Consider the following 20,959-nt stretch of genomic DNA (forward strand, 5'->3'; position numbering starts at 1 on the left):
TACGGTCTAGCGCACGTCTTGACCCGCTCTTTGACATTCTTATTATTGCCGTACTACAGCCATCGAATGACGGCCGCTGACTATGGAGAATTATCACTTTATTACCTTTTTTTGGCAGTAACTCAGACCTTCTATATATACGGCCTCGATGTCGCATACCTAAGATTCTACAATTTGAAAGACCACGGCAGCTCCAAGGCCGAGGTCAATGGCACGACTGTTATCGCGACGGTATTCAGCGCTATGACCCTCACTGCTGTTTTAGCAGCAGTATCAGGTGAGATAGGCAACTTGCTGATTAGAAATCCAATTGATCCAGAGTCTGTTGCCTCAAACATTCATATTTGCTTAGGAATTCTGATATTCGACACAGTAAGCACCTACCCATTTCTTAGACTTAGGAGCGAGAACAAGCCGTTATCTTTTGCATCTCAGAAGGTAATCAATGTAATTATCAACTTATCATTGAATTTTTGGTTTATTGAAGTCGCAAGTCTCGGCTTACAAGGAATTCTTTGGGCAAACCTCGTTTCAAGCGTTGCAACAACAGCATTTGTTCTACCTGGTATACTAAACACTTGTACTTTCAAGTTTAAAGGCAGCTTGTTCAGGGACATGTTGAAGTTCGGCCTGCCCAATGTTCCTACTTACCTGTTTGTGATGATAGTTGAACTGACTGGCAGAAAAGTGCTTGAGGTGTATCGCGGGGTCGAGGAGGCAGGTTTGTATTCAGCGGGTTACAAACTTGGCATGTTCATGGGAGTTGTAAATGCAGCTTTCCGATTTGCATGGCAGCCATTCTTTCTGAAGCATTCGGACGATGCCAATGCAGCGATACTTTTTTCCAAGGCAATGACATATTATGTTCTTGTCACAACGTATCTGATGATACTGTTGACGCTCTTTGTACCGCCACTTATAATGTATGATCTGCCGGTACTTGGGAGTATTATTGCGCCTGCATTCTGGTCCGGATTGTCAGTGTTTCCGATAATACTTGCTGCACATATATTTGACGGGATGTATGCGAATCTAATGGTTGGCATCTACATGAAGAAGGCAACAGGTAAACTTCCTTTGGTAACCGGCGCTGCCGCTCTTGTGACGGTCATCGGAAACCTGACTCTTGTACCGACGTATGGAATGATGGCCTCGGCTTGGGTGACATTGCTTGCATTCGCTGTTCAGACATTACTTTGTGTAATTGTAGTAAGCAAGATTTATCCCATTCCTTACGAGTGGCATAGAATCTCGAAACTTCTTTTTCTTGGTGGAGTCTTCACTCTTGCCGGTGCAGCACTTAATTTGGAATTGGGAGCTCGTCTGATAATTGCTGTGTTGTTCCCTGTTTCTCTTCTAATCATACGCTTTTTCCCACAGGAGGAGATTCGCGCAATTCGGGCATATATGCGCATATGAAGATACTGTACGTTGCCCCGGAGCATGTCTCAGGAACATTGAGCCTCTTCAAACGCGAACATGAAAGAAGAGGTGACATTTGCAGGTATGTAACCTTCTGGCACAGCAGATGGGACTTTCCTGATGACATCTGCTTGAGTCTTTCAGGAATGCCAAATCGAAAGTGGATTCGCACAATTCGAAATCTCTTAGGTACAGACCCGCATGTTGTACCATCCCGTGTCAAGAATGGTTGTCCACCGATTTGGCAGCCTAATCCTGTTGTTCGGTCATTATTTGCAATACGTGACGAACGAAATTGGCGAAAGATTTGGCGTGCCATTGTTGAGCATGGATTCCTGAATTATGACATTATCCATCTTGACGGCGGAATGGACTTCACGCGGGATGCGCGCTTCGCTCGTTTCATGAAAGCTAGAGGAAAGGGTATTGTCTGCTACTACCATGGTTCTGACCTTCGCGCGCGCGGTTTAGTACCAGAAGTTGACGCTCTATCCGATCTCAATTTGACACCTGAATGGGACTTGGTGGCACTTGACAGCAGACTAACCTATTTATACCTGCCGATTGATGTCCAACAATTTGAACCGAGAGTACCCCGATTCAAGACGCAAATTCGTATCGGACATGCCGCAAGAAATCCCCTGAAAGGCAGTGATTACGTTATCTCGGCAATTAAGCAGTTGCAAGAAAAATACAACATCGAACTCGTTTTCATTACGAATATGTCACACCACGAGGCACTAATAGTCAAACGCACTTGTGACATTTTTGTCGACCAGCTTACAAATCAGGGTGGATGGGGATATGGCATGAGTGCGGTTGAAGCCTTGGCCATGGGCATACCGGTGATAACCAATATTCCGGAAGAGATGCATAGGTTTATTGGCATTCATCCATTCATTCAAGCAGAACCAGATACTCTTGTCAGTGTAATTGAGAGGTGTGTCAATTCTCCGGACTGGCTGCGCGAGGTGTCGATCGAGGGGAGAGCATGGGTGGAGGAGAGACATGACGTTGTGAATGTTGTCGATTGCCTGTATTCCTGCTATCGTTCAAAGGGATGGCTGCCAACTTGACAGTAAGCGTAGTTATCATCAGCTTCAATCAGCGGGATTTCACGGCACGGCTAGTTGGTCAGTTACTTGACCAGGACTTCCCTCCGTCGGAGTATGAAGTAATAGTTGTCGAGTGCTTTTCTTCGGACGGTACCCGAGAGGCTCTGAATCAAATTGTCGATTTTCGGCTGCGGGTTCTGAAACTCGATAAGTTATGCAACAGATCTGCTGGAAGGAACATTGGCATTGTTGCGGCCCAAGGTGACATTGTTGTTATGGTTGACGGTGACCACACGATCAACCGGGATTTTGTCCGCCTGCATTGCGAAGCGCAATCCCGCGGTGCCTGCGCGATTGTTGGAAAGTCGGTTTTCGCTGAAAATACTGAATACAAAGCAATATCAGAGTACTTAAACGGCGGAGGCGCGTCCAAACTTCCGCCAGGCTCAAGGCTTCCCGGACGCTATTTCCTGACCCGCAACTGCAGCGTTCCCAAAAGAATACTGCTCGAAGTCGGGCTCTTTGATGAAACGTTTGACAGATGGGGAGGTGAAGACCTTGACTTGGGAGTCCGGCTTGAGGAGGCTGATGTGCCCATCTACGCCGATTCTCGTGCTTTAGCCGTGCATCATCACTTTCGCACTATCAATCAAGTGATGGCAAACATGTATGATTACGGCAGTTCGAGTATCCCACTGCTTCTAAAGAAGCATCCGCAGCTCTTCAGGGAATTGAATCTCGATCATTTAAAGAGCAACCCTTACGAACCCGACAGATTCACTTGGATTCATCGTTTCATTGTTGCCGCACTTTGCACAACGCCCTTTTACCGCATGACACTCTTTTTCGCACGCGTTATGAGACGACGGAAGCTACCACGTTTCATCTTGGATTACTTGCACTTTCGGCAGTATTCGGCAGGATACATTAAATCTAGTATTGACAAAACAGAATGACTCACGTTATTGATGGTACTGCTATTTCAGGGCAAATCCAAGAGAATTTAAAGAGCGAAGTAACCGACTTTGTGACCAACCACAAAGTTCTGCCGGGACTCGCTGTGGTATTGGTCGGTGACGATCCCGCCTCTGCAGTTTATGTGAACGCCAAGGGCAAAGCTTGTGCGAAGCTCGGGATGCATTCCAGAACGATTCACCTTCCGGCAAGCACGGAGCAGTCTGAGCTGCTTGACGGGATCAAAAAACTCAATGATGACAGAAGCATTCATGGAATCCTCGTGCAGTTGCCTTTGCCACCGAAACTTGATGCCGAAGCAATTATTGATTCAATTGACCCGCTTAAAGACGTCGATGGACTTCACCCGCAGAATTCCGGACTACTCGCGCTGGGAAGGCCTCGATTCGTGCCTTGCACACCTGCCGGCATTCTCGAGTTGCTGAAATCATCGGGCGTGCAGCTTCCTGGTAAACACGCCGTAGTTCTTGGACGGTCAAATCTTGTCGGACGCCCTATTGCGACGCTGTTATCATTGAAAGGGAAGAGCGGTGATTCCACGGTAACCATCTGCCACTCGCTGACACGAAACCTGGCCGCGATAACTCGATTGGCGGACATTCTGATTGTCGCTATCGGACGGCCCAATTTCGTTGATAGGGATATGGTTTCTCCGGGTACAGTTGTCATTGACGTCGGTATACACCGCAAGAGTGATAGTGATGGTGGAGGCCTGTGCGGCGATGTGAACTTTGACTCTGTCTCACCAATCGCTGCAGCTATAACTCCCGTTCCGGGTGGTGTCGGCCCCATGACAATTGCCATGCTGATGTGTAACACTCTTAAGGCCGCTAAACTCGCCGCAGGCAAACTCGATTGAATCCAACGCATAAGGTTCACTTAATTGGCATCGGTGGAATCGCGATGGCCAATGTCGCTATTCTCCTCCGCAATGCGGGGTACGAAATACAAGGATCAGACTCTGAAATCTATGAACCTGCCGCGTCAATACTCAATCGTGCAGGCATAGTGGCAAAAGCACCTTATTCAATATCTAATTTGCCGCCTGACGATGACGTAACTGTAATCGTGGGTAATGTGCAATCACGGGGACAGGTTGAAGTCGAAGAGGCGTTGCGACGCAATCTTGAACTTGAATCATTTCCTGCGTTCCTTCGGCGCACTCTCATGCCACGCAAATGCAGAATTGTTGTTGCGGGAACACATGGGAAAAGTACAACTACCGCTTGCATTGCACACATACTGACCGCACTAGGGCGTGAACCAAGTTATTTGGTAGGCGCAGACCCCTTGAACTTGCCTTTCGGCGGAAACCACGGTACGGGCGACGAGTTTGTTATTGAAGGTGACGAGTATGACAGCGCATTCTTTGACAAGCGATCAAAGTTCCTTGACTATTTTCCACGAATCCTTGTGCTTGGCCGAGTGGAACATGATCATCTCGATATCTTTCCGACAGTGGAAGAGATGCTACTTTCCTTTAGGCGACTTGTGGCACAACTACCGGCAAATGGCAAGCTAGTTGTCGCAGAGGATAGTCCGATGTCGATGAGCCTGGCTGCGGAAGCTCCGTGCGAAGTCGTCACGGTGTCCGGGGAAAGCCAGTCTCAATGGAGACTCCAAGACAATTGTCTAATATCACCAGATGGCGAGCGTTACCTAGATTTCGCTCCCGGCGTTATCGGTATGCATAATTACTTGAATACGGCGATGTCCGTTGCGGCCGTTGCTCAGCTTGGAATCAACCCAGTTAATGCTGTGAATGCAGCGCGATCGTTCCGCGGAATCAGACGCAGGCTGGAACTTATTTATGAATCACCTCGTATTCTTGTTTATGACGACTTTGCGCATCATCCGACTGCAATTGCATCTGCAATTGACGCCGTTAGATTGAAGTACCCGGCGCATTGGATTGTTGCCATCTTTGAACCGCGGTCAAACACCGCCGTTCGTAACAAGTATCAGCACGAGTTTACAGCGGCATTAAGCAAATCTAATGAAGTCTTGATTGGTTCAATTCATCGCAAAGAAAGAATCCCGTCATCAGAAATACTCGACACATCGCGGATGATTAGTGAACTCAAATCGAATGGTGTTGTCGCAGCTGCTGCTGAAAATTCGGAAATCGTCGAGTATCTTCTGGGAAGACGCCTTCCTTTGCCGGCTGTTCTTTTGTTCATGAGCAACGGCAGTTTTTCGGGCGCACCGCAGCATCTCGTGCGTAATCTGAGAGAACGTAAAATCACGGTCGAATGACCGTGGGGACGGATGGGGCACTGGTGGCCTCCGCGGTCTTCAAAACCGTTTGCGTCCATGTCACACATGGATGGCTGGGTTCGATTCCCAGACGTTCCCGCAAAGAGAATGGGTATAGACACTTCATTTAGTAACATGACAACTTGGATTGCAGCACTCTTTGTTGCAGTTCAGGTTCTTGTATCATTTCCAGTTTCTCATGATCATCACGATCGTGAACCGGAATGTGATTGTCCGCACTGTCCCGGACATTTTCATGCCTCAGAACAGCATTCGGATCATTCGCAGTGCCCCGCATGCCAACTCCTTGGTAATCTCGGTGTCACCGAACAATTCGCTGAGATTACTTCCGATACTCATTTTGTAGTAACTTCTTTAGTTCGTCGATTTGTTTCTTTCCAACCAGATCGAAGCAAGTCGGCTCGCGCTCCTCCTGTTGAATTGATGTGAATCCGTAATTCGTAGATACTGCACAAAGCAGTATTCGATAAGTCACGTCATTTCCTCAACGGGAGTTAAGTATGATAAACTCGGTACTTGCGCGAAAACTTCTTTCGCTTTTTGTGTTTGCCTGCGCTATTGCTTTGTTCATTGGCTGCAGTAACGACGATGATAACCCAGCTGGGGATGACTCTGACCACGCAGAAGCCTTCGGGTGCGTGCTGATTCTCGGCACCGACACTCTCGCAACCGCGGACACGTCTGCCGTGACAGGAAGCATCTCCCTTTCCGTCAACGACACTCTCGGCCCCATTGAAGTCTGGTTTCTTGACGAAAATGGAGAACTCTTCAGACCAGAACATGATGTAGCCGGGCCGCTCGATGTAGAAGAGCACGGACTCGATATTCGAGTAGCAAACACGACGATCGCTGACGCTCGTCTTGGTCATGAAGTTTCCGAGGACATTGAGTGGGCCTTTTACCTTGACGGATTGTCTGAAGGAGCAACGACTCTGCGAGTCGTTATCCTTCACGAAGGTCACGACGACTTCACTTCAGCACTATTCCCGCTGACGGTCACTCCTTGAACAAGCAAACATTAGGAATCTCCCGGCTTGCAATAGGGTGTATAATCTTCCTGTTGCAGGCCGGGAGCCTGTACTCCGCACATATTGAAGGCGTCATTACTGATCTTGAATCGGGAGACAGTCTTGCGTTCGTTGAAATACAGGTCGTTGAATTGAGACGTGGCGTCGTCGCGCATACAAACGGAGAGTACCATTTCCAACGACTGCCCGCGGGCGAATTCACGGTTCAAGCATCGCGCATCGGTTACCGCGTCGAAACGAAGCGCGTTTCACTTGCTATCAATGATGTGCTGATCTTGAACTTTGCATTGACTCCCGATCATGTTCAAATTGCCGAAGTGACAACTGAAATTCGGCGCACTGGTTCGGCGGAGCAGCTCTCCGTCGAATTCTCTGGCCGCAAACTGCAAGAACAATTAGGGACAACGGTAGCCGAATCATTCGGCAGAACACCAGGGATCGCAGTGCGCACTATGGGTCCCTCACCGGCGCGACCCGTTTCGCGGGGCATGGGTGGCGCTCGTCTGGCGATTCTTGAAGACAGACAGCCGTCCGGTGATCTGTCTGCGTCATCGAGTGATCATGCTGTTGCAATTGATCCGCTACTGGCACAAAGCTTAAGAATTCTGCGCGGCCCTGATGCCTATCACTATGGTTCGAGCGTAATGGGCGGTGTGGTCAACATAGAACGCAACGCAATGCTTGGCGTTGAGCCGCATCGTGCAACAGGTCGCCTTCTTTTGCACGGAAACACCGTCGCTCGCGGAGCCGGATCAAGCTTCTCACTTGCTTTCCCTATATCGCGCTTCGCTGCGCATGGAGATCTGAGTCTCAAGCGTGCCGGTGATCAGCGTACTCCTGAAGGCATTCTGAACAACACTCAATCCGAAATTGTCAGCGGATCGATCGGGATTAGTTTGATTGATGACTGGGGTTTTGTAGGTGGCGCATACAGTCTGTTTCATACCATATACGGCTTGCCCGGCGGCTTTCTCGGCGCACATCCCCAAGGCGTTTCTCTTGATCTCGTCCGTGATGTGTTTCAAACCCGCGGCGCATGGCATGTCAAATCGAATCTTATCGCTAGTCTTGAAACCAGCTACTCCTTTTCCCTCGTTCATCAGCAAGAATTCGAATCAAGCGGAGCACTGGGCGTAGAATTTGGCTTACTCATCGATCAATTCGGCGTCGATGCCAAATTTCGACCTCAGGCGGGTTTCAAAAACATTCGCCTCTCCTCTAGCCTAGCCTTACGCGATTACGAAACAGCGGCGTTTAGCTTTACGCCTGACAGCCGCCAAATAGAATCGGGAATTGCTCTCAGCGCAGGTCGTCAGATGGAAAAGTGGGAGTTTTCTGCAGCCATCCGAGGCGATTTTTCCCGGGTTGATCCCGATGTCATTGATACTAGCCGCGTCATCGGGATTGTCAAACCTCGCAAATTTTCTGGACTAAGCGGTGCAGTTCGCCTCGACCGACCGCTAGATTCTCATTGGGCTGTCGGTGCACAGATTTCGCGCAGTTTTCGAACTCCGCAGATCGAAGAACTCTACAGTGAAGGCCCTCACCTTGCCGCATACTCCTATGAATTCGGCAACACAACTTTGCCAGCCGAAATCGGGTGGGGAGGTGAAGCGAATCTCTTCCGCAAGAGCGACGTGAACCAACTGACTCTAAGCGCTTATGCCAACCGCTTCTCAAGTTTCATCTTCCCACAGGCAGCCGGACGGCCAAGCCCTGTCCGTAACGATCTTGAACTCTATCAATATATGGCCAGCGATGCGTTGATTTATGGTGCGGACATGAGTGTTGAGTTCAGCCTCACCCCGTCCGAAATTCTTCAGGGCCAGATTTCATATGTTCATGGATCAATTCTAGGAGGATCCAATCTGCCTGCGATCCCTCCGCTTAACTTTAGTGTTTCCTTCACCAAAATGCTTCACGAATGGAATTTCACGCCGGAACTGACAGGCGCAGCACCGCAACGCGAGTTAGGTGAGTTTGAAACATCAACGGCGGGATATCTTATCTCCAATTTCAAGCTCTCCCGCTATTGGACTGTCAGCAAAACGCTGTTTGTTCTCACTGCGGCTGTAGATAACATCTTCGATTCGAGCTATCGAAATCATTTATCCCGTGTCAAGACAGTTCTCCCAGAGCCAGGACGAAACTTTGGAGCAAACGTATCGGTTCAATTCTAACTCATGAGCGCTTGACATTGCCAAAGAAGTTGGTTAGCTTTCGAAACGCAGTATTCTTTTTCATTCCAATCTTATCTTATTGATAATGAGGTATTTATGACCGGAAATTCCGCTGTATTATCTTGGGTCGATGAATGTGCAAGGCTTCTCAAGCCGGACAACGTCCATTGGTGTGACGGCTCAGAAACTGAACGCGATCAACTCACGAAACAGCTCTTAGATCGCGGCGAATTCATGCGCCTTAATCAGGCCAATTGGCCTAACTGCTTCTTGTACCGCTCCGACCCTTCTGACGTCGCCCGTACGGAGAAAGTGACCTATATTTGCTGCGAAAATGAAGCGGATGCCGGCCCGACGAACAACTACATGTCGCCATCTCAGGCTCAGACCGAGGTTCTGCCGCGATTCGCAGGGGCCATGAAAGGCCGCACGATGTACGTCATTCCATATGTTATGGGACCTCTGGGTAGCCCTTACAGCAAGGTTGGATTTGAGATTACCGACTCAGCGTACGTGGTACTGAACATGCGAATCATGACTCGAATGGGCAAAGCGGCCTTGGACATGCTCGGAAACTCAACGGACTTTGTAAAAGGAATGCATTCTCTCGGTGACTTATCGCCGGAATCACGAGCGATTTGTCACTTTCCTGAGCGGAATGAAATCTGGTCCGTGGGATCGGGATATGGTGGCAATGCCCTTCTTGGCAAGAAGTGTCACGCTCTTCGAATCGCATCCACTCAAGCCCGCAAGGAAGGTTGGCTTGCTGAGCACATGCTTATTCTGGGGCTTGAAAGTCCGGAAGGGAAGACCTATTACATTGCCGCGGCTTTTCCGTCCGCATGCGGTAAGACGAATCTCGCCATGGTCATACCACCTGCTGCGTTGAAAGGGTGGAAGACATGGACAGTAGGCGACGATATCGCTTGGATGCGCTTCGGAAAAGACGGACGGCTTTATGCAATAAACCCTGAAGCTGGGTTCTTCGGAGTTGCCCCGGGGACATCTTCAAAAACCAATGCCAATGCCTTAAAGACTGCTTCCGCAAATTCCATTTTCACCAATGTCGCCGTAGACGATAACGGAAATGTCTGGTGGGAGGGGCTTTCCAAAGCGCCTGACAAGCTGACAGATTGGATGGGCAGACCATGGACTCCTGAAAGCAAGGAAAAAGCAGCTCATCCGAATTCACGATTTACGACACCCGCTTCACAGTGTCCTTCCATTTCGCCCAAATGGGAGGATCCGGAAGGTGTGCCCATTTCCGCAATTCTGTTCGGCGGTCGCCGGACGCATTTGGTCCCACTTGTCGTAGAGACCTTTTCATGGGAACACGGAGTCTTGATTGGCGCGTCCATGGGGAGTGAAGCCACGGCTGCTGCAACGGACACCAAGTCAGGAACGATTCGCCACGATCCGATGGCCATGCTCCCATTCTGCGGATACCATATGGGTGACTACTTTCAGCACTGGCTGGACATGGGGACGAAAGTTCCGAACCCCCCAAAGGTTTTTGCGGTCAATTGGTTTAGACAGGATGAATCGGGCAAGTTCCTTTGGCCGGGCTTCAGCGACAATGTTAGAGTTTTAGAGTGGATTATTCGCCGAGTTGAAGGCAAAGTCGGTTGCGTTGAAACGCCAATTGGTCTACTGCCGCATCTTTCTGACCTAAATACTGAAGGATTGGATGCTTCCAAGGAGGATTTAGAGGAAATTCTCAAGATTGATCAAGACGGTTGGCGTACCGAAGTGGCCAGCCGCCGCGAGTATTTTGCGACCTTTGGCAGCCGTTTTCCAAGAGTTCTTAGTGAACAAGTTGACGCCCTCGAAAGGCGAATCGGGTAGACTTGTCATTCCGTGTTTCAATAAGGCCATCTGATTCCAAGATGGCCTTTTTTCAGAGGTTTCATATGAAGACAATGTGCCTAATGATGCTAGCCGCCGCTCTTTATACGACTGCGCTTAGCCGTCCACTTGTCGTAATTTATCCTTTCGAATCCTTAACTGACTCGACTTACAATATCTGGAGGGATAAGATTGGCGTACTGGATTATCAACGTGCGCTCCAAACTTTCCTTTATTCGAACCTGATGAGCCGTATCGACATCGAAGTTGTGAAAGCTGAATCTTTAAGTTCCGGTGAGAACGAAGCAGTTGCGGCCGCAAAGCTGATGCAAGCAGACTTCGCAGTTGTTGGTTCGTATGCCGAGCTACCCACCGCAATTCGGGTAGATGCTCAGGTCATTGATGTTGCGTTGGGGAAGGTTCCTCGCGGGTACCAGGCATCATCTGTTGCTACAAGCTGGGACGGGCTTTCCGGTGTGGCAGACGACCTCGCTGCCCAGTTGATTGAGCTTATCTTGTCTTCAACTTCCGCACGTCGAGAGTCACAAAGTCTGCTGGTTCTCGAAGGGGACCGCAGCTCACTTGGTTATTCACCCGGCACTGAAGCAATGCTTATTATCGAAGTGAATTCACCGGCACCTGAGATCAGTCTGAGCAACGGGGTTGAGTTGAAGCGATGCTCCGTGAAGGACCGGTCTCTCGCAGCAGGGACCCAGTCATCGCAGATCTGTTATTCGGCAGAAGTGGCGGCCGGTACAGTCGAGATCGCCATCGATCAACGCGGATACTACGGAACAAAGGAATCCGTAAGTCTCTTAGAAGGAAAGGTTTACCGGTTGATTGTCCAGCTTGAAAGCATGAGCTTCCAGACGGTACCCAGATAGGAACTGACGGTTCACTGACAAATATCACATAATGTTACTTATGTGACTTTAAGATTTATCAGAAGGCCGGGTAAACCCGGCCTTCATTATGTGACAACTTCTGGGTAGTCTCACCCCTTCAAGACAAGGTTCACGATCTTCCCTGGCACTACGATTATTCTGACAAGTTCCTTTCCGGAAAGCTGGTGCCTGACCTTGTCCAAAGTTAGGGCCAGCTTCTCAAGTTCTGTCTTGTCTGCTGCAACTGTTGCGGGAGCTTCAAATGTGTCGCGCAGCTTTCCGTTAACCTGAACAGCAATTGTGACTTCATCGGCTTTTGCTTTCTCGGCATCGTATTCAGGCCAGGATTCGTCAAAGATAGTCGTCTTATGTCCAAACTGACGCCAAAGTTCTTCGGCCAAATGCGGTGCTGACGGGGCAATCAGCTTGACCAACGTCTCGATGACTTCGACTCTCGCACGACTGGACTTGACACCTTTAAGGTCCGATCCAACCCACGAATAAATAGAATTGGTCAACTCCATAAGTCTTGCAAGCTGCGTATTGAAGGAAAAGGACTGCAAATCATGGCCAACGGCTTGAATGGTCTGATGCAGTCTCTGCTCAACCTCCCGTGGTATGGCCTCTTCAAGGTGCTCACTTGCCGATGAAACTGCCATCCCGACTCGCCAGACGCGAGCGATGAACCGTTCGATTCCCGCGATTCCGCCTTCACTCCAGTCACCGCCTTGAGTGTAATCACCAGAGAACATCAAATAGCATCTAAGAACGTCCGAGCCGACACGCTCAAGCACAGGCTCCGGCGCAACCGTGTTCCCTTTCGACTTCGACATCCGCTCGCCTTTGTTCAGGATGATTCCCTGATGAATCAATCTTGAGAACGGCTCTTCAAAAGGAAACCACCCTTCGTCTTTCGCCACCTTTCCAAAGAAACGGCTGTAGATAAGATGTCCCATCGCGTGTTCAGGCCCACCAACGTACGTGTGAACCGGGAATAGCTCCTTCAAGTGCTCTCTGTCAAAAGGTGCGCTATCCAGCCGTGCGTCGGGATATCTAAGATAATACCATGATGAACATACGAACGTATCCATCGTATCCGGGTCACGTTCGGCTGGTTCACCACATAATGGGCACGTCGTCTGAATAAACGACTCCACACTCGCGAGCGGCGACTTCCCCTTCGGCTTGTACTCCTTTACATCTTCAGGCAACAAGACCGGCAGCTGATCCTCCGGCACTGGCACTATCCCACACGTCTCACAATGCACCATTGGTATCGGCGCCCCCCAGTATCGTTGCCGAGACACCGTCCAGTCCCTAAGGTGCCAAGTCACGGTAGGTTTACCCATCCCCATTGATTCCAGCTTCCGCCCTACCGCCCGAATCCCATCTTCCGAACTCATCCCCGAGAATTCCCCCGAATCAAACATCACCCCATACTCGGTAAAAGCACCTTCGTTCCCTTTCACTTCAGCAGGGGGGTCAGGGGGAGTGCGTGGAGCAATCACTTCCTTAATAGGCAGAGAGTACGTCTTTGCAAACGCAAAATCTCTGGAATCGTGCGCCGGCACAGCCATTACCGCACCTGTGCCATACGACCCGATCACATAATCCGCCACCCATACCGGTACCGACTCGCCTGTCAACGGGTGGACCGCATAAGCACCCGTAAACACCCCTGTCTTGGGGCAATCCTCCATTTGCCTGTCCACTTCAGACAAACTCAGAGCTTTTTGCACGTACTCGTCAACGGCAGCTCGCTGGGCATCGGTGGTTATCTCTTTGACCAACGAATGTTCCGGCGCAAGGACAACATATGTCACTCCATAGAGCGTATCGGCGCGCGTCGTGAAAACCTCAATGCGTTTGTCACTGTCGGCAAGCTTGAACGAAATTTCCGTCCCCTCCGACTTGCCGATCCAATACCTCTGCATGGCCTTCGTTTTCTCCGGCCAATCAATTGTATCAAGGCCATCTAACAATCTCTGGTTATAGTCGGAAATTCGGAAAAACCACTGCCTCATCTTGCGGCGTTCCACAGGCGTATCACAGCGCTCGCACAAATTCTCCGACGTCACCTGCTCATTGGCCAGCACCGTTTGACAGGTCGGGCACCAATTTACCAGCGCGTCTTTTTGATAGGCCAGCCCGCGCTTGTACATCAGCAGGAACCACCACTGCGTCCACTTGTAATAGTCCGGCGACGACGTGACCACCTCGTAATCCCAGTCGTACATCGCGCCGATCTTCTTCAACTGTTCGCGCATGAAGCTGATGTTTTTCGCGGTGGATTCGGCCGGATGCACGCCCGTCTTAATCGCGTAGTTCTCTGCGGGCAGGCCGAACGAGTCAAACCCCATCGGTTCGAACACCTCATAGCCCTGCATCCGTTTGAACCGCGCATAGCTGTCCGTCGGCGCGTAGCAATACCAGTGTCCCATGTGCAGCTTATCCCCCGAGGGATACGAGAACATCGTCAGCACATAGTGCTTCGGCTTCGGCGAATTCCAATTGAATTTATACGTCTCCCGCTCTGCCCACCAAGTCTGCCACTTGGTCTCAATGTCAGCAAACGGGTACTGTTGTTCGGAGATGTGTTTCTTGTCGATCATAGCTCTATTTCAATAACACCATTTTCAATGTTTGTGATTGCTCACCCTGCACCAATTGCGCAAAATATAGCCCGCTCGCGACCCCATTCGCCTCCCATTTCACAGTCTGCGGCCCCGCTTGCCGAACTTCGTCCATCAATGTTGCAACCTCGCGCCCCAACGTGTCATAGATACGCAACTCAGTCCGGCCAGACTGTTCTAACATAAAATTGATCCGCGTCGCTGAGTTAAACGGATTCGGGTAATTCTGAAACACCCGAAAATCACGCGCAACCTCACGAATCTCACCAATCCCCGAAGTTGAGTCAAAACTGAAAATCTGCAAAGATTTCTGATCCGCAACATATGCCAATCCTTCATGCACCTCGACACGCCAGGCCGACCCTTGCGTGTTGTAGCTGGCAAGCGAAACAGGGTTCACCGGATTGCTGATATCAAACACCTCGATGCCGTCACTCCGTTTCGTGACCCAAAGGTAATGATCCCATGAATCCATAGAGTATGCCTCGCCACTTGCCATTGTGCCGCTGCCAACGACCACAGGAGAGACGGGATTAGACACATCATAGACAAGTATCCCGCTATCAGGCGTAGCAATATAAAGATAGTCCCCGTGCTTGTTGACGTCCAACACGTTCATCGTATCCGAAAAGACTATGTGCGGATTTGTCGAGTCTGCAACATCAATTATGTTTAACGCTAATCCGTCTATTACGTAGGCATAGGGATAATCAACGTCCATTGTATATCCAAAATACTGAAGTGCACAACTACCAAGAGTATCAATCTCAGGCAAGTTTGCAGTTGACATGATTGCAAACCTATGTCCCGCGAAGTAGTACATCAAACCACCATCCAATTGAAAGTCCGGTCCCCAATCATTGGTGCGATAGCTTGCCAAGTGCGTCGGAGCTGAAATGTTTTGGATACCATAGAATTGATAACCAACACCATCCGAGACAACAGCCAAGTTCCCCTCAACATCAATTTCGAATGAAGCGTCAAAATCTTCAATTGGCGCACTTGCGACAAAGACGGGTGCAACCGGGTTCGACACATCAGCAATCAAGAAACGCGGCTCCCAGTTGGCAGCAAATACCAAATTATCTCGTATTGCGACATCGGATACTCGGCCATTTGCCAGAAGGCTGCCAAATTCAAAAATATTCGTAGGATCAGCAATACTTATCGCGTGGACTCCACTGGAATAATCTACATATGTGTGTTCCGCAGAGTTACCGTCTGAAAGGTACACTATGGTATCAACGGCACATACACCAAGAGTTTTGCCAGAGTTCGGATTCTGCCACCAATCCGTTTGAACCGGGTTTCGTGGTTCCGAAACATCAATGACTCGAAGGCCAAATAGAGCGTCGGCCAAGTAGGCATAATCTCCTTGTATATCTGTCGCCCAAACTCCTCTACTTGATGAAGTCATCCCTAGGGAATCAGGAGCACTTGGATCAGATACATCAAAAATGTAGAGTCCGGCATCGGGATTGTCACTCGAACTAACATAAAGTCTGCTCCCGGCCAAGTCAACGTCGTGCGTGAATCTTGGCGCGCTAACGGATGCGTATGCAAAAGGTGCGTCCGGATACTCGACATCAATTAACATCGCGCCTGCTTCTCCATCTGCGATTGCGACAATTCCGTTTGCGACATCAACTCCCCATGCACCACCATTCGTCTGAAGTCCACCAACCCAATGTGGAGCGTGAGGATCGCTGACATCAACAATCTGCAAACCATGCCACCAAGTTGCCAGATATGCGTATCCATTCTCATACTTGACATCCATCGTGTAACCTGCAATTGCCATTGTCGTAATCACAGAAGGCGCCAATGGATTCGAAACATCTATGATAGATAGGCCTGCTTCACCGTTCGCAAGGTAAACGTAATTTCCGTTTACATCAAGCCCTTCACCTCGGCCAGGGCACGCAGCTTGAGATACTTCGGTTAAATTTGACGGATCGCTTGCGTCCAGAACCTTAATCCCGTTATGAAAAGAACAATATGCATAATCACCGATTACTTCAAGATCAGGACCGCCGGACCAAAACGTCGAACCGACATAGTTGATCGATTGAGCAGTACTAGTGTCCGTTGAAGCAAGAACTACACAAAGCACAACTACTGATTCAATAGTAGCGCACATTGCTTCAAAACTTGGGACAATAAACCGATTGCGTGACATGATTGACTCCTTAATGAGAAGTTCTACCGAACACGAATCGTTAACAAAAAACTATATAATCTCTAAAAACCTTCTAATCTTTGCGAAAGAGGCACCTCGCCTGATTTATCCACCTAACTCCCTGTAAAATATCAGGGAACCAAACAACCTGCCCATGCGTTCAATTAGTACAATCCCCGAATAAACCCACGCACCATTTGGTACAAGCCCAAAAGTTAAGGTTCTATTTATCAAGGACTCCTGTTTGGTCAATTGTTAGCGTTTAACGGCAAAACAAGCACATACAACAATCCTGAACATACGAAATTCTGCTCAATCAAATCCCCTTATCTCCCTCACCACTTCCCCCATCACCTCTCGATGCACCGCATGCCCCACACCCGCGAACATCACCGCCCGCGCCTTCTCCCCCACTCCCTTGACAATCGCATTCACCTGCTCAACCGAGCCGTATTCATCCAGTTCCCCCTGCATCACCAACACGGGACACTGAATCTTAGGCAAGTAATCCAATAGATTCCACTCGCGATGAACAGGATTCAGCCACGTCTCATGCCACACCGAATAGAGCCGCTCGCTTTTCTCACCGTGGTACTTCCGCAGTCGTTCAATTAGCCGCGTTTCGTCAGCCGTCGCCACCGTGTCGCGCACACCTTGAACCGTCACCTCTTCCAACATCACATGCGCCGCAATGGCCACAACTGAATACACTCGCTCAGGCCACAGGGCCGCCGCCACCAGAGCAATCGAACCTCCGTCACTATGCCCCACCAGAATCGCGCGCCGCACTCCCAACTTATCGAGAATCTCCGGCAACCTCCGCGCATCGTCTTCAAGATACTCACTCGTACGCACTTCGTCAGAAAGCTCCGATGACAGCCCATGCCCCCGCCGATCAAACATCACCACATCCAATCCCGTACTGTCAAAGAGACGCTCTGGAAACTCCTTCCACGTCCCCACACACCCCAACGCATCATGCAAGAGCACAATCGCAGTATCACTCAACCGCTCACCGTGCAACAACTTCCGCGCCGCCAGCGAGTAATCGCCAAACTCAAGCCAAACGCTTTCGACTCGCACTATTTAATCAGCTTCAAGACCAGAAAACCGCCAATCAACAACACAGTAAACGCAACTGTCAGATGATTGAAATACTTATCAATGAATACAGTAATCCGGTCACCAAATTTTTTGTACGTGAACCCGATGATACCTGCAACGAGAAAGAACCTTGCGCTTCTTGACAGTGCCGAGGCAACCACGAATTCGCCGAAGTTCATCTGAAACCAACCGGCGGTAATCGTGAACACCTTGTAAGGGATTGGCGTGAATCCGGCGATCGCCACCGCCCACGTGCCATACAGGTCGAAATACTGCTGCGCAGTCTGCTGAATCAACTCGGGCGTCTGGCCAACTATCTTCCCGATCCAGACAAGCATCCACCAGCCCAGAGTGTCTTTCATTGCAAAGCCAATTCCATAACCTGCCATACCGCCAAGCACTGAGCCGATTGAACACACGAGTGCGTATTTGAACCAGTTCTGATACGCACCGACGCACATAACGATTAGCAGTACGTCCGGGGGAATCGGAAAGAACGAGGACTCGGCAAACGCAATGATGAACAATGCAATGAGCGCCGACGGTCTTGCCGCCCACGCGACAGTCCAGTCGTACAAACGGCGAATGAAATGCGGCTTAGGAATGGACATCGGGTTGACGGTCTTTCTTCTTGACGGAATTAATGAAACGACGTTGACGGCCTCGCAAGTGACTGACAAGAAATCCAACCGATGATGGTACAAGCGCAAGCAGGGCAAGCCCCAGAATCGCCAGCGCAAAATTGTCCCGCACCCACTGTATCTGACCGAAATAATATCCGCCCATCACAAACACGGTCACCCAGATCATTGTGCCAATGATACTGGCCGTCAGGAAGCGGAGATACTTCATTCTGGACAGACCCGCGACAAACGGAACAAAGGTCCGAAAGGTCGGCACAAATCGCGACAGCATGACCGCCTTCATACCATGCATGCGATAAAACATGGATGCCTTTCGAACATAGGCCGGTCGAATAAGCTTGGTCCATCGCACAAGCACGTGATGGCCGAGCTTGCGTGCGATCCAGTAATTGCACGAATCACCGAGAATCGCAGCGACATGAATTCCGACAACCAGCTCATAGATGTTCAGATGTCCGGCTCCCGAGAATGCGCCCGCCGCGAACAACAGTGAGTCACCGGGCAGGAAAGCAGCAACGACCAACCCCGTCTCTGCAAACACTGTCGCAAAGATGATCCAGTAGGTCCACGCTCCGTACTCAATTGCAAGCCGCTCAAGATGAATATCTAGATGCGTTACAAAGTCAGCAATGCTTGAGAGGAATTCCAATTCTAAACTTTCGTATTCACACGTATAACAAAAAAGCCGCACCTGCAACAGGGCGGCCATTTTGCGTGGTCGGGGCGACTGGATTTGAACCAGCGACCCCTTGGTCCCGAACCAAGTGCGCTACCGGACTGCGCTACGCCCCGACATATATTGTCTCGGATCCGACCCCGGATCACTGAACCCTTCGCGCCCAATCAAAGGCACAAAGGATACCACCCCCATCTCCTGTATCTGAAGCTCGCCGCCAATTTTGTCAACGACCTTCAAGACCTGTTCACGTCCCTCACCCATCGGGAAAATCATTCGCCCACCCTCTTTCAACTGGTTTGAAAGAGTTTTCGGCAAATGAGGTGCTGAGGCCGTGATTAGTATTTTGTCAAACGGTGCCTGTTCAGACCAGCCAATTGTCCCATCGCCGTGCTTCACAATCACATTCGCAAATCCTGCGGCTTCCAGCCTTGCTCTCGCAGTCCTTGCCAACGCAAAATGACGTTCAATCGTAAATACTTTTCCGGCCAGCAAACACAGGATTGCGGCCTGATAGCCTGACCCGGTGCCAATCTCCAGAACCTTATCCGTTGATTGGACATCGAGCAACTCTGTCATCTTCGCCACAATGAAGGGTTGGCTGATCGTCTGCCCATTTTCAATGGGGAGCGGAGTATCCTCGTAGGCACGATTCTGGAACGCCTCCTCAACAAACTCGTGGCGTTTGACTTGCCGCATTGCCTCAAGAACGCGCTCATTGGCGATACCTCGGCGGGCCAGCTGTGTCAACACCATCTCATCTCTCGATAACTTATAGTTTCTCATATATTTAAGTTAGAGATGATTGAATCGAAACTTCCAGTGCTGACATACAGACAGAACCAGAATATAGCATTCCCATGTTGGATTGTCAAGCCCCGAAAAACTCGAAATTTAGAACACCTGCAGTACCGCGAATTTCAGATACTCGGTTTCCGGCATAGCCGCCAGGACAGGGTGGTCAGGTGACTGCGTTCCAAAGGCGACAAAACGAACCCTTCGATGGCTCTTAAAGGCAGCATCCTCAAGAGCATTTCTCCAGTTTACCCGGGAGATTAGACCAGAGCAGCTCGATGTGAACAGCAGTCCGCCAGGCTTTACTCGCTTCATCGCACGAGCGTTCAGATCACGGTATGCTCGCAATGCCGTCATCGCTTTACTTCGGTTCTTAGCCAGTGCGGGCGGATCAATGCTGACAAGGTCAAACTGCTCCTCTTGCTCCTTGATCCACTCAAAAACATCTGCCTCAATGAGACTGTACCTCGACAAGAAACCGTTCGCATCAGATACTTCTCCTGCCAACTCCAACGCGCGTCTTGAACCGTCAACAAAAGTGACGTGCCTTGCGCCTGCCTGCAACGCATATACTCCAAATGCACCCGAATAGCAAAACAGATCCAGAAACGTGTCACCCCTTCTGACATAACTTTGCATAAGTTTGCGGTTAACTCTTTGGTCAAGAAAGAACCCGGTCTTTTGCCCTTTCAAAGGGTCAACGAGCAACCGCAACCCGTCCTGTCGGAACCAGGACATCTCAATAGGATCTCCAGTTACCTGCACTCGTTCCCGCACCAAACCTTCGAGACTTCTCATCGAAGAGTCGTTTGCGGCAATTATTGTCGAACCCGCGAACCGGCTATCCAGCCACTCCTCAACTGCGGGTCGCATACGCTCCATCCCATAAGTAAGCGCCTGATAGACTGTCACAGATTCAAAACGGTCAACAATCAGGCCGGGAAGAAAATCGGATTCGCTGAAAACGATCCGGCAAACATTGCAATCGTCAATCAGGCGGCTACGACTTTCCAGTGCCCGTTCAAGCATTGCATGGAGAAATGAACGGCCAATCGCTTTGCATTCACGGGACAAGATGCGGACTGAGATGAGGCTGTGCGGGTTAATCGAACCCACCCCATACGACCTGCCTTTTGTGTCAACGACTTCCACAATTTCGCCTGGTTGAAAGGACTGGAAACCTTCATGCAATTCGTTTGAAAAGATCCATAAGTGGCCGCCGAAAACTCTGCTCTCTGCAGCCCTCTTCAATGTTACCTTTG

At 49.9% G+C, this 20,959-nt stretch carries 16 protein-coding genes and 2 tRNA genes; 10 read left to right on the forward strand and 8 right to left on the reverse strand.

Going from position 1 to position 20,959, the window contains the following annotated elements; translation table 11 throughout:
• The first annotated feature begins 18 nt into the window (after positions 1–18).
• The 10 genes from HUU59_02010 to HUU59_02055 all read left to right on the forward strand — a co-directional run bounded on the left by HUU59_02010 (position 19) and on the right by HUU59_02055 (position 11,666).
• Positions 19–1,419 carry a polysaccharide biosynthesis protein gene (locus HUU59_02010; GenBank protein ID NUO18212.1) on the forward strand — a complete coding sequence of 467 codons (1,401 nt, stop codon included), beginning with the start codon at positions 19–21 and terminating at the stop codon, positions 1,417–1,419.
• A complete protein-coding gene (locus HUU59_02015) occupies positions 1,416–2,498 on the forward strand; it encodes a glycosyltransferase family 4 protein (GenBank protein NUO18213.1) in 1,083 nt (360 codons plus the stop codon). The genes HUU59_02010 and HUU59_02015 overlap by 4 nt, the downstream gene beginning before the upstream one ends.
• On the forward strand, positions 2,483–3,433 hold the full coding sequence (locus HUU59_02020) for a glycosyltransferase (GenBank protein NUO18214.1): 951 nt from the start codon (positions 2,483–2,485) through the stop codon (positions 3,431–3,433). Before HUU59_02015 ends, HUU59_02020 begins: the two co-directional genes overlap by 16 nt.
• Positions 3,430–4,311 (forward strand): bifunctional methylenetetrahydrofolate dehydrogenase/methenyltetrahydrofolate cyclohydrolase FolD, encoded by an 882-nt coding sequence (gene folD / locus HUU59_02025; GenBank protein ID NUO18215.1) that lies wholly within the window; start codon positions 3,430–3,432, stop codon positions 4,309–4,311. Before HUU59_02020 ends, folD begins: the two co-directional genes overlap by 4 nt.
• On the forward strand, positions 4,308–5,708 hold the full coding sequence (locus tag HUU59_02030) for a hypothetical protein (protein ID NUO18216.1): 1,401 nt from the start codon (positions 4,308–4,310) through the stop codon (positions 5,706–5,708). Before folD ends, HUU59_02030 begins: the two co-directional genes overlap by 4 nt.
• A gap of 4 nt (positions 5,709–5,712) precedes the next feature.
• Positions 5,713–5,808: transfer RNA gene (locus tag HUU59_02035), tRNA-Sec, on the forward strand.
• A 421-nt stretch (positions 5,809–6,229) separates the two neighbouring features.
• Positions 6,230–6,736: a hypothetical protein gene (locus tag HUU59_02040; protein NUO18217.1), complete on the forward strand. Its 507-nt coding sequence runs from the start codon at positions 6,230–6,232 to the stop codon at positions 6,734–6,736.
• On the forward strand, positions 6,733–8,937 hold the full coding sequence (locus tag HUU59_02045) for a TonB-dependent receptor (protein ID NUO18218.1): 2,205 nt from the start codon (positions 6,733–6,735) through the stop codon (positions 8,935–8,937). The genes HUU59_02040 and HUU59_02045 overlap by 4 nt, the downstream gene beginning before the upstream one ends.
• 96 nt (positions 8,938–9,033) lie before the next feature.
• The gene (locus tag HUU59_02050; protein NUO18219.1) at positions 9,034–10,782 is read left to right on the forward strand and encodes a phosphoenolpyruvate carboxykinase (GTP); all 1,749 of its coding nucleotides are present in this window, start codon (positions 9,034–9,036) and stop codon (positions 10,780–10,782) included.
• 65 nt (positions 10,783–10,847) lie between these two features.
• Positions 10,848–11,666: a hypothetical protein gene (locus tag HUU59_02055; protein NUO18220.1), complete on the forward strand. Its 819-nt coding sequence runs from the start codon at positions 10,848–10,850 to the stop codon at positions 11,664–11,666.
• Positions 11,667–11,776: 110 nt separating this feature from the next.
• On the opposite strand, the gene HUU59_02060 is transcribed toward HUU59_02055, so the two are convergent.
• The 8 genes from HUU59_02060 to HUU59_02095 form a co-directional block, all read right to left on the reverse strand.
• Complete coding sequence (locus tag HUU59_02060) at positions 11,777–14,278, reverse strand: leucine--tRNA ligase (GenBank protein NUO18221.1); 2,502 nt, start codon at positions 14,276–14,278, stop codon at positions 11,777–11,779.
• Positions 14,279–14,282: 4 nt separating this feature from the next.
• A complete protein-coding gene (locus HUU59_02065; protein ID NUO18222.1) occupies positions 14,283–16,478 on the reverse strand; it encodes a T9SS type A sorting domain-containing protein in 2,196 nt (731 codons plus the stop codon).
• A gap of 312 nt (positions 16,479–16,790) precedes the next feature.
• Positions 16,791–17,561 carry an alpha/beta hydrolase gene (locus tag HUU59_02070; protein NUO18223.1) on the reverse strand — a complete coding sequence of 257 codons (771 nt, stop codon included), beginning with the start codon at positions 17,559–17,561 and terminating at the stop codon, positions 16,791–16,793.
• Positions 17,561–18,193, reverse strand: a complete 633-nt coding sequence (locus HUU59_02075; protein ID NUO18224.1) for a DedA family protein — start codon at positions 18,191–18,193, stop codon at positions 17,561–17,563. The genes HUU59_02070 and HUU59_02075 overlap by 1 nt, the downstream gene beginning before the upstream one ends.
• Positions 18,180–18,875 (reverse strand): VTT domain-containing protein, encoded by a 696-nt coding sequence (locus HUU59_02080; GenBank protein ID NUO18225.1) that lies wholly within the window; start codon positions 18,873–18,875, stop codon positions 18,180–18,182. Before HUU59_02080 ends, HUU59_02075 begins: the two co-directional genes overlap by 14 nt.
• 66 nt (positions 18,876–18,941) lie before the next feature.
• Positions 18,942–19,018 (reverse strand) — tRNA-Pro (locus HUU59_02085).
• Complete coding sequence (locus HUU59_02090; protein NUO18226.1) at positions 18,996–19,688, reverse strand: protein-L-isoaspartate(D-aspartate) O-methyltransferase; 693 nt, start codon at positions 19,686–19,688, stop codon at positions 18,996–18,998. The genes HUU59_02085 and HUU59_02090 overlap by 23 nt, the downstream gene beginning before the upstream one ends.
• A 108-nt stretch (positions 19,689–19,796) precedes the next feature.
• Complete coding sequence (locus HUU59_02095; GenBank protein ID NUO18227.1) at positions 19,797–20,948, reverse strand: class I SAM-dependent rRNA methyltransferase; 1,152 nt, start codon at positions 20,946–20,948, stop codon at positions 19,797–19,799.
• Positions 20,949–20,959: the final 11 nt, after the last annotated feature.

Source organism: bacterium, from assembly GCA_013360195.1.
Classification (GTDB): domain Bacteria; phylum Electryoneota; class RPQS01; order RPQS01; family RPQS01; genus JABWCQ01.